9 protein-coding genes are annotated in these 12,303 nt (G+C 68.9%); 6 read left to right on the forward strand and 3 right to left on the reverse strand.

Going from position 1 to position 12,303, the window contains the following annotated elements; genetic code table 11:
- Positions 1–82 precede the first annotated feature (82 nt).
- Genes IPI67_22065 through IPI67_22085 form a run of 5 tightly spaced genes read left to right on the forward strand, consistent with a single transcriptional unit; the run spans position 83 to position 7,964 of the window.
- Entirely contained in the window at positions 83–3,463 is a 3,381-nt protein-coding gene (locus IPI67_22065) for a serine/threonine protein kinase (GenBank protein ID MBK7582867.1), read from the forward strand.
- Complete coding sequence (locus IPI67_22070; protein ID MBK7582868.1) at positions 3,460–4,008, forward strand: hypothetical protein; 549 nt, start codon at positions 3,460–3,462, stop codon at positions 4,006–4,008. The genes IPI67_22065 and IPI67_22070 overlap by 4 nt, the downstream gene beginning before the upstream one ends.
- On the forward strand, positions 4,005–5,195 hold the full coding sequence (locus IPI67_22075; protein MBK7582869.1) for a hypothetical protein: 1,191 nt from the start codon (positions 4,005–4,007) through the stop codon (positions 5,193–5,195). The genes IPI67_22070 and IPI67_22075 overlap by 4 nt, the downstream gene beginning before the upstream one ends.
- 58 nt (positions 5,196–5,253) lie before the next feature.
- Positions 5,254–7,242: a HAMP domain-containing protein gene (locus tag IPI67_22080; GenBank protein ID MBK7582870.1), complete on the forward strand. Its 1,989-nt coding sequence runs from the start codon at positions 5,254–5,256 to the stop codon at positions 7,240–7,242.
- On the forward strand, positions 7,239–7,964 hold the full coding sequence (locus IPI67_22085; GenBank protein MBK7582871.1) for a hypothetical protein: 726 nt from the start codon (positions 7,239–7,241) through the stop codon (positions 7,962–7,964). Before IPI67_22080 ends, IPI67_22085 begins: the two co-directional genes overlap by 4 nt.
- A 160-nt stretch (positions 7,965–8,124) precedes the next feature.
- Here the strand turns inward: IPI67_22085 and IPI67_22090 are convergent, their stop codons facing one another.
- The 3 genes from IPI67_22090 to IPI67_22100 form a co-directional block, all read right to left on the reverse strand.
- Positions 8,125–8,559, reverse strand: a complete 435-nt coding sequence (locus tag IPI67_22090) for a hypothetical protein (protein MBK7582872.1) — start codon at positions 8,557–8,559, stop codon at positions 8,125–8,127.
- The gene (locus IPI67_22095; GenBank protein MBK7582873.1) at positions 8,559–9,035 is read right to left on the reverse strand and encodes a hypothetical protein; all 477 of its coding nucleotides are present in this window, start codon (positions 9,033–9,035) and stop codon (positions 8,559–8,561) included. Before IPI67_22095 ends, IPI67_22090 begins: the two co-directional genes overlap by 1 nt.
- A 117-nt stretch (positions 9,036–9,152) precedes the next feature.
- Positions 9,153–10,835, reverse strand: coding sequence for a L,D-transpeptidase (locus IPI67_22100; protein ID MBK7582874.1), 1,683 nt, complete (start codon positions 10,833–10,835; stop codon positions 9,153–9,155).
- 402 nt (positions 10,836–11,237) lie between these two features.
- Here IPI67_22100 and IPI67_22105 point away from each other — a divergent pair, with 402 nt between their 5' ends.
- The gene (locus IPI67_22105; GenBank protein ID MBK7582875.1) at positions 11,238–12,227 is read left to right on the forward strand and encodes a hypothetical protein; all 990 of its coding nucleotides are present in this window, start codon (positions 11,238–11,240) and stop codon (positions 12,225–12,227) included.
- Positions 12,228–12,303 lie beyond the last annotated feature (76 nt).

Genomic DNA, 12,303 nt, shown 5'->3' on the forward strand with positions numbered 1-12,303 from the left:
GACCCAGCCCTGCGCGTGAACCGGGGTTCTCGTACGGGCTTTTTTCCCCCGGGCAGCCCGTGCGATATCCTCGCTCACCCCGATGCGCGGCCGCATCAATCCAGCCTCCGCCCTCTTGGCGCTTGGCAGGCTGACCGATCCATCCGATCGGGCGGCGAACTTCCGCCAGGCGGTGGCGGCCCTCGGGCAGAACATGCGGGTCACGGGGCCGCCTCCGCTGGACGGCGCCGATCCGGCCGTGTTGGTCCGGGCATGTCAGGTCGCGCTCGAAGCGCGCCTCCCGGACGATCTGGACTTCATCGCTCCGGGACCCGGCACGGTCGCGCTGTACGAGATCATGATGGCCTTGCCTCCCGGCGCCGAGCGCCGCGAGTTCGGCCGGCGGGTGTTGACGCGACTCTACGAAGGCACGGCCAACACCTTTGCCGCCATCGCGACGCGCATGGCCCTCGGCTCTGGCAAGGCCCTCGAGCCTGCCACCATGCGAGCTCGGGTCGGTTTGTTGATCGACGTGCCGATTGGCTCCGATGTCGACGCGGACGCGCTCGCGCTCACTCTCGCGACCCGACGCGAGATGGCCGAACGCTGGGTGGTTCGCCCCTCGTTCGGGGCGTTGCCGGCGCGGCGCATGGCGGCGCGCATTCTGGAGCGTGCGGCCCGCGAGGCCGTGATGCGCTCCCAGCAGGGTGATCCCCTGCCCCGCGAGCTCCTGGCCGGCGAGCTGGTGCGGCCGGCGCGGCGTCGACTGCTCGCCGATCGCGAGCCGCTGGTGTGGCGACACGCGGCGGTGTCACGCGGCCTACTCGCCACGGTGGACCAGCAGCTGCGGGAACAGATCGATCTCGCGCTCGATCCGGAGCTGTCGCCTACCGAGTGGCGGCGCGCGGCGGTGTCCCTCGTCGCGACGATCGCGGCCGATCCGACCGGTGGTCTCAAGGCGTGTGTGCGGCTGTTGAAGAGCGACGTTTTGCGCAAAGATCCCGGCGTCGCCGCTACCATGGTGTGGGGCCTCGGCCCGGCCATCGAGACGGAGCCGGACGCAGCGGAGCAGCTGCTCGATCTGATCGCGGCGTCGCGCCGCCCGGACGTGGCGGAGGCGGTGGCGCAGCTCTTCACCGAGCTGGGACCGTCCCACTTCGGCGATCGCGCCGCCGACATGCTGCGCGCCGTGCTGGTCTCCAAGCTCGACGGGGACACAACGGCAATGCGTGGCACGACGGAGCGCACGCTCGCCGCCCTCGACCGCGATCGCGGGGCCGAGGGACTCGGTGAGGCGCTGCGCCGAGCGATGGTGGCCTTCGAGACCGAGGGTGCTCGCGCCGCCTTCGATCACGCGACGCTGGCCCAGGGCAGCATCGAAGCGGCGCTCGGGCAGCTCTGCCAGCTCGACGCCCACGACGAAAACTCACTGCCGGAAGCCCTGGCACTCCTGTCAGCCCTCGACGGTGTCGCGCTGGAGTCCAATCGGCTCTCGGATCTGCTCTTGCTCGGCAGGCGTCCGGGCGACAGCGACGCGAGTCTGCCCGAGATGGATCGCATCTACGATCGTCTCGGGAGCTGGCTGCTTGACGCCGAGGAGAGAGAGCTCGACGCCGCGTGGTCGCGCCTCGGCTCATTCGGAAATCAGCGCCGACTGCGTGCGTTGCTCCACCTGATCGACGCCGAGACCGCCCACGGGGATACCGACGACGCAGGGCTGCGTCTGCGCGTGCGCGTGCGTCGCAGCCTGGACGTCCTGATCCGCCGACTCGCCGCCGGACCGGACGCCTCGGTGCACCGCATCGTCTGCGCCACGCTCGCCCGGGCCTGTGACGCGGCAGTGCGGGAGGGCGTCGCCGAACCGAGCGACGTGTTCCTCTTGATCGGCGACCGGCTGGGCGATCGTCAATCGATCGCCACGCTGGGCGAGGCCTCGACCAACGAAGACGTGAGCGCGGTGCTCCGCTCGTACGCGGGCTTCCTGGATCCCAAGGGCGCCGAGCCGCAAGCGTCCCGCTCGGACGGGACCTTCGACACGGAGACGGCCAGCCTGGCGAGCCACGAGAGCATCGCAACCGCCGCGCGCCGGGTGCTTCGGCTGAGTGTGGGGCTCTCCGCCGGCGGCTCCCATCGCGCTGAAGCGCTGCGTGGCACCGTGCTCAGTCTGGCGCGTTCACTCGAGGCGGTGGTCGCGGCGCGTGGGCTGCCTGACGTGATCGATCAGGGGGCCGGGACCTCGACCATCGTCGAGCTCGAGTCGGCGCTCGACGCTCTGCGCACGCTGCTTTCAGGCGCGCGGCGGCGAGTCTTGGATCTGGAACCCGATGTCGCCGAGGTCGTCGCCGATGTGCCGGCGCTCTCCCTGCTCCTCGAGCGCGCCATCAGCGCGTCCGTGCCACCCAACGCCGACCAGCTGGCAGCGGCCGAGGTCGAGCTGTTGCGTGACCTCCCGAAGGCGCTCGCGCTCGCGGTGTCCGGCGTGCTCACGAGAGTGCGGGAGCTGCCGGCGCTCGCCCCCACCGACGTGGTTGCCATTCCGCTCGGTCGGCGCCGAGCGGAGCTGCCCGACTGGCTCCTGCCCCGGCGCACACTGGGCGCTTTCTACGTCGTGCGTCCGCTCGGAGCCGGCGGCGTCAGCTCGGTGTTCGTCGCCCGCCGCCTGGAAGAGCGGCACGACAACAAGGCCGAGAGTTTTGCCCTGAAGGTGCCGCACTTCGATCCGAGCACTGCACGCAGCCTGTCCGAGCAAGAGTTCATGCAGATGTTCCGCGACGAGGCTGGTGCACTTTTGTCGTTGCCCCAGCACGAGAACATCGCGCGCTTCGTGACCTTCGACATGGCCGCGCGGCCGAAGCCCATCTTGGTGATGGAGTTGATCCGGGGCGTCGGACTCGATCGACTGATCCGCAGTCGTTCGCTGACCGTCGAGCGTGCGTTTCAGTACCTGGACGGGATCCTGGCAGGCCTCGACGCCATGCACGGCGCCGGCGTCGGTCACCTGGACGTGAAACCGTCGAACGTGATCTTGCGCGACGGCGACGTGCCCGTGCTCGTGGACTTTGGTTTGAGCGGACGCAAGCTGCGCCCGGGCTGCGGCACGGTCGAGTACTGTTCCCCGGAGGTGATCGGCATCGTCCCGGACGACCACACCCCGACGCCGCTGGCGGCGGACGTCTACGCCTTTGCGTGTATGGCGTTCGAGGTGCTCGCGGGGCGCTCGCTGTTCGAGGCCAAGGACGAGACCGCCTCCTTGGCTCTGCACCTGGCCCACGATGGCTGGCCCGAGCGGCTGGCGGCGCTGTCGAAATTGCCGTCCCTCTCCGAGGTCAGCGTGGTCTTGGCTGCCTCCCTGCGACACGACTCGCGTGCACGACCCAGCGTCAGCGAGGTCCGTAACGCTCTCGCGCACGCCGGGCGAGCGCTCTCGCGCGCGCCGTGGCCCCTCGGGCATCAGGCGCGGGAGCCGGCGAGCGCGGGGCAGTGAGCCTGAGCCAGCAGAGTCGGGCGTGGCTCGTTGCGGGCGCGCTGAGCTCGATCGGTTGCAGTCGCCCGCAAGCGCCGAACCTCCACGTCGAGGTCGGCATCGCCGACGAAGAGCGCCTGGAGCTCAGGCCCGAGTCGTCGTTCGCCGAATACGTCGAGCTGCGAGGCCTCCGGCACGAGCTCCGGCTGAGCCTCGCGGGCTACGCCACGTCGTGCGACTCGTTTCGCCCTCCCCCACCCGGTCGCGCACTCGTGAGTGTGGTGATCACCTCACCGCCTGGTGAACCACCTCGCGCGCAGACCTACCCTCACGCTGGCCCGACGGATCGATCGAGCTCGCTGCCCGGCGTGCGCATCGGCTCCCGCGCCTATCAGCTGCCACCGGGCGGCGGGATTACCTTGCGGAAGATCGATCTCACGATGCAGGGCGTCGTCGAGGGTGAGCTCGACTTTCAATCGCCCGGCAACTCCACGGAGCCCGCCCGCACCGTGCGCGGGCGCTTCGTCGCGCACCTCTGCAGGGTCACCCGCGCGGAGACCGAATGAGCCTGCGCGCCGCGTTCGGACTCGACCCCGAATCGGTCCCGACGGTGCGACGCCTGTCCGCGCTCCTGATGCTCACGACCGGCGCCGAGATCCTGGTAGAAGGGGTAGTTTTGTCGGCGTTTCTGGCGCGGATTGGCGCATCCGCATTGCCCACGGCGCTGGCGCTCCGGGCCGTGGTCGAGGTGGTCGCCTCGCTCCTGCTCGAGCGCGGGCTGTCCAGGAGAGCCCCAGGCCGGGCGATGCTCGTGGTCGTCGTCCTGGGCATGCTGGTGTTCGGCGGCTCGGCCGTCGCGCTCTCGAGCGCAGCGGGGCTGTACACCGCGTACGTTGCGGTCAGCGTCATCGCACGCGTCAAGACCATTCACTTTGGAGTGCTGTCGCTGGCGGCGCTGTCGGGGCCGAGCGCGGCTCGGGCGTTACCGGTGGTCCAGGCCGGCGGCCGGCTGGGCGGTGTGTTTGCGGGCCCAGTGATCGCGTTCAGCGGCCCGGTCGTCGGTGCCCCTTGGATGCTCGCGCTGGGAGCGCTCCTCTACGCCATTGCGCTGGTGTTTTCGTTGCGCTCCCGGGTCGTCTTGCCCGATGCGGGGCCCGTGTCCGCGGTCGAACCCACCGACGCGAGCGGCTCACGTCTGCTGCGGGCCATCGTGCTCGGTGCGATCGCCCTCGCCCTGGGTCGCTTGGCCCTCGTGAGCCAGAGCGGTGCGATCTTGGAGCGGGCCTACGGTGAGGCGGACCTGAACCGTGTGCTCGGCATGTACTTCAGTGCGGCGAACCTGCTGGCCTTCGTCCTGCAAGCTTTCGTCGTTGGACGCGTGCTGGGAGCCGGCGGGCTGCCGCTCTTGAACGCAGGCTGGGCGGGTCTCTACCTGGCCGCGCAGAGCTGGCTCAGCTTCGGCCCGCCGTCGGTCGTCGGCGCGCTGTCGGCGCGCTGGGTGGAGAGTGAGCTCAGGAATGCGGTGCGAACCCCGGTCGCCAATCTGCTCTACGAGGCCATCCCGGAACGACGCCGGGCCTTCGCCCGCACCCTGGTCATCGGCGTCGCGGTCCCCTTGGCCTCGCTGGTCGGGGGCCTCGGCCTCCGCTTCTTCGATGGCCACCCGACCGCGCTCGGAACCCTCGGATTTGCCGCAGCGGTCGTGATCCTCCTGACGACGGGGGCACAAAACCGCGCTTGGCGCCGGGTCTAGCCCTGGAAGGCGCAGGGATTTTACAGGCCGACCCAGTGAGAGGTAGCGTCTCGGCCCGATGCGCGGGCCAAAGCTCAGTGTGCGGGGCAAGATCGTCGGCACGATCATCGCCGTCTCGGTGGTCGTGCTGGCTCTCGGAGCGTGGGCGGCGTTTCGCGCGGTGACCAGCACCGGCGGGCGCGGTGGACCGGTGCTCGAGAAACACTACGAGCGCTACAAGTCGAGCCTCGCCAGCCTCGGCACCGGCGACTACGCCATCGCCCGCATCATTGCCGGCGATCCGGCCTTGACCCAGGCGCTCGACGGCGGCGACGCGACCGAGGCGGCCAAGCGCCTGGTCGAACCCCTGCAGAGCACCATCGCGCCAGATCTGATCGTGATCTCCGACGCCGCGGGGACCACGATCCAGGGCGCAGGTCTCAAGACCCTGCCGAGCAGCGAGTACCGCGCGATGCGGCTCTACTCCGATCTTCGGGACGGCAAGCCGGTGCGGGGAAAGATCGCGCTGATCAACGGCAAGGCCTATCGGGTCTCCGGCGCAACGATCCGCCGCACCGATGCGCCGGCCCCGGGCGCTCCGCCTGTGGAGCGCATCGTGGGCACGGTCTTGATCGCCACCCAGCTCGACTCGTGGTTCGGGGACGTGGCCGCCAACAGCGGCAGTGACAAGCCGGAAAAACAACACCGCTTTGCGCTGGTCGCCGGCGACAAGGTCGTTGCGAGCGCCCTCGGCAAGGATGAAAAAGAAGGCCTCGCCGAGGCGGTAAAGACTCCCAAGACCGCCAAGGAAGGCGAAGAAGACGTCCCGATCCTGGAGTTCAACGGCAAGACCTGGGACGTGTGGAGTGAGCCCGTCCGCGGCTACGAGCGCAACGGCGACCCCGACGGAAACAAGATCGGCACGCTCTACATGGTGCGCACCCGGGAGCACCAGGCGGCGAAGATCCGCGACGCAGTCGGCGACATGGCCGTGGTGTTCGCCATCGCGCTTGGTGTTGCGCTGCTGGTGGGTTACCTGCTCGCGGTCCAGATCACCCGGCCGCTGCGCCGGTACATCGAAGCCACGGAAGATCTGACCCGCGGTCGAGCGGATCTGTCGAAGCGCCTCGACGTCGAGACCAGCGATGAGCTCGGGGTTCTGGCCGGCAACCTCAACCGCATGTTCGCCAAGATCCACAGCCTGGCGGCGAGTGTGCAGCGCACGGCGTTCCAGGTGAATGCGTCGAGCGGTGAGATCTCCAGCGTGAGCAAGCAGATGCTCGACGGGGCCAAGGAGCAGGCCGGGAAGATCTCCAACTCGACGGCCGCCGTGACGGAGCTGAGCTCGTCCATCCAGCAGGTGGCAGAGAACGCCGCCGAGGCGACCCGCACCGCGAAACAGAGCGGCGAGGCCGTCACCCGCGCCATCCAGCGCCTGCAGCAGATCCGCCGCGTCGTCGAGGAGGCGGCTCAGCGCATCAGCACCCTCGGTGAGAGCGGCAAGCGAATTGGCAACATCGTCGAGGTGATCCGCCAGATCAGCGAGCAGACCACGATGCTGGCGCTGAACGCGGCCATCGAGGCGGCCCACGCGGGGGAACACGGTCGCGGGTTTGCGGTCGTCGCCGACGAGGTCAGCTCGCTGGCCAAGCGCACCGGACAGAGCGCCCGCGACATCGAGGATCTGATCGCGACCATCCGCGATCAGACCACCGAGGCGGTGAACGTGATGTCGGACGGCACACGCGTGGTGGAGGAGGGCACGGGCCTGGTGGAGACCACGCTCGCGGATCTGAAGACGCTGATCAGCGTGGTGGACGACACCGCCGCCGCCGTCCAAGAGCAGGCCATTGCCTCCGACGAGATCGCCCGCAACATGGACGCCGTTCAGCGCATCGCCACGGCGGTGCTGTCGTCGAGCGAAAACGCCGTGGCTCAGGGTGACGCGCTCCAGAAGCTCGCTGACGAGCTCGAGGAGAGTGTGCGGGGATTCAAGATCGACACCGAGCGCGCGTTGCTCGACGAGGAGGAGCTCAAAGCGCTCCCCGAGGCCAAGAAGAGCTCATGAGCATCAAGACGTCCGCTGCCCTCGGGCTCGGCCTGGCAGTTTCGGTCGGCCTCGCACTGGTCGCCTGTGGCGACGACGAGTCGAGCACTTCGACCGCACCCAAGACACCGCCAGGCCTCTCCCTCGTGTCCGTCGAAGGAGTCGGCGGGCCTCGCTGGGAGCCCGGCGGTGACTCGTGCGTCGAGCTCGGTCACGACCCGAAACAGACCATCGCGGTCGTGATTGGGCTGTCGAGCTTCACGCTGCGGCCTCCCGGTACCTGCGGTGGCACTCGGCAGTGCGGGACCGCGCTGCTGCGCGTCGACCCGAGCGGTGACGGCGAGGCGCTACGCGTGGAAGCCGCGCAGACCACCCTCGCGGCAAGCTTCTCCGCCCTCGGGCCTGGCTCGCACACCTTTCGCGTCGAGCTCAGGGACAAACAAGGGCTGCCGCAGATCGACGTCGAGGCCGGGGCGACGCTCTTCTCGGAGGTCACCCTGGACGTGAAAGAGCCCGGGGGTTGCGGCGGTGCGGTGGACTCGGGGTCCGACGCGACCGACGCCGGTGGCGACGACGCAAGTGGCGATGCCGGCAGCGACGCCGGCGGCGACGCGGGTGACGACGGCGGCGGCGACGCCGATGCGGCCGGCACCGATGCGAGCGACGCAGGCGACGCGGGCAGCGAGGCGAGCGCGGACGCGAGCGACGACGGTGGGGACGCCGGCGACGCCGGCACCGACTGAGCGACGTAGCGCGAGCAGACAGCCCACGGCGGGCGCCGCGCCGTGCCGAGCACTAGACTCAGTCGCGGATTTCTGGCAGGTCGCGCGTTTCCGCTGCGCGAAAGCGCACAAGTCGAGACCAGAGGCGCGGGTGGCGTGGCTCGCGGTGCGAGAGCCATGGCTATTCTCCGGGCGGCTCGTCGTCCGGCGGCACGTCGTCTGGCGGGGGTGGCGGGGGCGGCGGGGGCGGCGGAGGTGGTTCCGCAGTGGGGGGTGGAGCGGGCATCGGTACGGGCCCGCTCGGCGGCGGCATCATGCTCGGTGCCGCGCACACCACCGTGATCGTCTGCGGGTTGTAGAGACCCATCGTCACGGCCCCGACAAGTCCGTTGACGAACGAGGTCTCGGTCTTGATCTCCGCCCAACCTTGCGGGCAGACCTCGGTGAGTTTGTAGGGCCCGGAGAGCTCCGCGATACCCACGACCACACCGCTGTGCCACTTGCCGTCGTATTCGACGGTGGGTTGTCGCGCCGGCGGCAAACCCGAACGCACCGTCGTCGTGTGACAGCCAGGGAGCAGGAACAACGTCGCAATAGCGACCAAGAGGTTGCGCATCACAGCTCACCTCCGCGATTCATCCGAACTCGCCACACACCCGGCGCGCCCTCCACGGGAACGGGTACGCCGACCCACTGGCCACCCGCGCTCGTGCGCCGGGCCCGGACCGGGGCGCCCGCGCGCTCTTCCACCACCAAGTCCTGCGCGGCGCCGGCGCGCACCGAAGCGCTGGGAGCTGCGGCGCACGTCACGTAGACCTTGCGCGGGGCGTAGATGCCGATGGTCAGCACGGTCACGATGCCAGTGCCGAAATTCCCCCCGGTTCGCACCAGCGCTACGGGGCCCTGGCAGAAGCGGCGCGCGTCGACCTCTTCCTCCCCGACGAGCCCGAAGATGTAAAAATCTGTCCACTCTTCGTGTTCCTCGCCCGCCGAGGCGTTCGGGTCGATGAACGTCGCCTTGTAACACCCGCTCCCGAGCCCGGCGGACAGCACGAGCAGCGCAGCGGCCACGGAGCGAACTTGCCAGAGCATCGACTCTCCTCCTTGTGGTGCGACGGAAGCTAATCACGCGGCATTCACCGACCACCCCGACGGTCGCGGTGTCGCCGGAAAGAATTGCGCTCGATGCGAGGAGCGTGCAGGCCGTGCTCAGGGATGCACGAACATGATCGTGCCCTTCAGAGGCAGCAGCACTCCGTGCCATCCGATCGGCACCTGCGGCTCGGTCCAGTGAAAGATCCGGCGGGCGTCCTCGGGGGCAAGGTTGATGCAGCCGTGGCTCTTGGGCACACCGAAGCGGTCGTGCCAGTAGGCCCCGTGCAGTGCGTAGCCTTCTTTGTCGAAGTATTGCACGTAGGGTACGTCGCGGAGCTCGAACTCCTCCCCTACCTCACTCGACGACATCGTGGCCGTGATGTGTTTGGTGTGAATGCGGAAGATGCCGCGCTTCGTCGCGGTGGTGTGCTTCGGATCCTCGAGCCCGGCCTCTCCGCTCGAGATCAACGTCGCAAAGACGGGACGTTCGCCCTCGTAGAGTACCACCGTCTGTTTGCTCAGGTTGACGTCCAGCCACTTCTCGCCGTTCTTGCCCCACGCCGGCATGCGTTTGGCCGGGTCGAGACGCGAGGCGTCCTTGTCGCTCAGCCACTTGGCGTCGGCGGTCTCGTAGTGCAGTCGGCCCTTGAAGAATTGCTGTTTGCCCGTCAGCTTGACCGCACCGCGATAGACGGCGTTGCCCGCGTCGATCAGCTTGTTCTGGGACTTCTGGAACAGCCACAGCTTGGCGTCCGGACGCCGCACGATGGCAAACGGAAAATCGATCTCCTTGGGGATCTCGAAGCCGTGAAAATCAGAGCCCTGGATCGGGCGTAGGCGGTCGGTGGGCAAGATCTCGAGGCTCGTACTGATGCCGTAGCGACGCCCGCGGTGCAGGAACGTCTGCAAGAACGAATAACCGACACGCGACCGCATCCGGTCGGTCACCAAGTTCTGGCCGGTGCTCTTGTCGTCGGAGGCCTCGTTGTCGTCGGTCTGCAAGCTCGGGATCTGCGCGCCGCTGCCAAGGAACGCCGGCAGGGTATCACTCAGCTTCTCGGACCAAGCCTTGGCCGGATCGACCAGCTCGCCCCGCCCGCCGAGCCAGACGTCCTGCGCGTAGCTGGCACCGACTTCGCCGTCGGCCTCCAGCCACTTCTGCATGCGGTCCTCATGTCCTGGCTCAGCCTTCGCGAGCTCGTCGTCGCTTGGCACATGGCCGTAGATCGGCCCGGGCTTGCGCACGGTCCCGTAGATGTAAGGCAGCCTGCGGGAGACGTCGGGGGGATGCTCGCGCGTTGCGATCACGATGGGATCGTTCGCGTCGAGCGTCGCGCGTTTCCCGATGCAGATGAAGCCATCCGGTTGAACCGCGTACCAACCGCCCTTGCAACCGTCGTGGCCGGCGGGCTTGCTCTCGGTCGGGACCGACGAGCCGACCCGCAAGTAGCCGAGGCGCGCGGACCGAAACGATGGCGAGTCGTAGATCCATGCCCTGAGCGCGCGGGCGTGCACCCGGGGTTTGCCCGCCGCGACCTCGGTGACCGCGAGCGGCCGACTCTGGCCACTCAGGCTCACCGCCGGCGCCAAGCGCGGGCGGGCCGGGCGTTCCCGGCTCGCGGCGGGCGCTCTGCTCATCGGGTCGCCGCTCGACGCAGGCTGAGCGCTGGCGAGGGTCGGCGCCTCGGTCTTGGAGCAGGCAACGACCGCCAGGAGCCCTAGAGCGCCGAACAGGTTGAACGTCGTTTGTTTTCCGGGACTTGCAAGGTGTTCGGCGCTCGCGCGCGGAGCGCGCACGGCCGAAGGCCGGGGGTTTGGGGCGCAGCCCCAACGTAAAGGTCCTAGAACACGAGCAGCGCAAGCTGATCGGTGTTCCAGCGAGCCCATCCAATGGCCCTTCATCCCCTTGGAAATCGCACGAAGCGGGGTTCAGCGGCCAGAAACCCGCTGAGAGCGCTTGCCTGGATTGCGATTTCGCACACGGGAATTTTCACAGTTGCAAGACCGGGCCGGACTTTGTGCCGCTAACCGCCTGTTATCTATGCTGAGACGCCGTGGCCCGTTGCTTGCTGGTATCCGTCTCCAGCGGCAGCCTGAGGCGTTCCCCCCCCCTCCGCCCTGGCTGCCGCTATTCTTTTTGTCCGTCCGCGGCCGGCCGGGGTTTCCCCGACACCCCGCTGGGGGTAAACGCGCGGCCGTATGCTCCTAGAGCAAGCGAACCCTGCCCGCCTCGAGCTTGGCCGGCGTACGGGCTTCGGGGCGCCCGTGCTGACCGCGCTGGTGATCGGCGCGTTCTCGCTCAGCCCCCTGCTCGCGCCCGGACCGGTGAGCGTGGCGCGCGCCGCGTTCGCGCTGTTCCTGGCGGCGTTTGCGCTGGCGCTCGCGGTGATTGCCCGCCCACGTGAGCGCAGTCTGCGCATCGCCCTGGACGCCGGGGTCATCGATCTCGGCGCACGGACGACACCGCTCGGGCGCGCGCGGTTCATCACGCTCGGCTCTGGCGGCTCGACCCTCGAGGCCTCGGTGCGGACCCGCTATCGCGCGGAGATCGCCCTCGACGGAGACGACCGAGTGGTGCTGCTCGAGGATCCCGATCCGGCGCGCGTGCTCTCGGATCTGCGGCGTGTACTCAGCTACTGGCCAATACCGGTGACCACCGGTTGGGGACTACCACTCGGCGCCGAGCCGTGGCTTCCGGCGGCGGTGACCGCCGCGCCAGTCAGCGCCGGTGAGTTCGAAGCGCACGGTCGCCCCTACGAGGCCGAGCTCGGCGCGGGGCTCAGTGTGCTCGGAGGGGCGGCCGTGGTCGGGACCGCCATGGCGCTCATGCACGGCTCCCGCCTCGCGAATGACAAACCCACAGCGCTACTCAGCTACGCGCTCTCCGCGCTCCTGCTCGGTTTCATCGTGGTGCTCGGCGCGCTGATGGTCTCCGATCGCCTCACTCTGCGGGTGCAGGCGGATTCTGTGACGCTGGTGCGCACCGCCCTCGGAGTGGTCTGGCGCCGACGGGTCGTCCCGACGACGAACGTCCGCGGGCTGTACGCGGTCGGCCTCATCCCCAACGAACCGCGCCACTTGCTCGTGTGCACGGAGCAAGGAATCGAGGCGTTTCCGGTGGTCGGAGAGGCCGCCACACGCATGGCGAACCACTTCGCGACATCAAAAAGCGAGCCCGCGCGGGGCTAGAGCGCCGAACAGGTTGAACGTCGTTTGTTTTCAGCGACTAGCAATGTGTTCGGCGCTCGCGCGCGGAGCGCGGACG

The sequence above is a fragment of the Myxococcales bacterium genome (assembly GCA_016706225.1).
Lineage (GTDB): Bacteria > Myxococcota_A > Polyangia > Polyangiales > Polyangiaceae > JADJKB01.

Bases quoted from the DNA above. Each gene is read 5' to 3' on its own strand.
- IPI67_22085 (MBK7582871.1), top strand. From the start codon at position 7,239: ATGAGCATCAAGACGTCCGCTGCCCTCGGGCTCGGCCTGGCAGTTTCG.
- IPI67_22105 (MBK7582875.1), top strand. From the start codon at position 11,238: ATGCTCCTAGAGCAAGCGAACCCTGCCCGCCTCGAGCTTGGCCGGCGT.
- IPI67_22080 (MBK7582870.1), top strand. From the start codon at position 5,254: ATGCGCGGGCCAAAGCTCAGTGTGCGGGGCAAGATCGTCGGCACGATC.
- IPI67_22075 (MBK7582869.1), top strand. From the start codon at position 4,005: ATGAGCCTGCGCGCCGCGTTCGGACTCGACCCCGAATCGGTCCCGACG.
- IPI67_22090 (MBK7582872.1), bottom strand. From the start codon at position 8,559: ATGCGCAACCTCTTGGTCGCTATTGCGACGTTGTTCCTGCTCCCTGGC.
- IPI67_22065 (MBK7582867.1), top strand. From the start codon at position 83: ATGCGCGGCCGCATCAATCCAGCCTCCGCCCTCTTGGCGCTTGGCAGG.
- IPI67_22095 (MBK7582873.1), bottom strand. From the start codon at position 9,035: ATGCTCTGGCAAGTTCGCTCCGTGGCCGCTGCGCTGCTCGTGCTGTCC.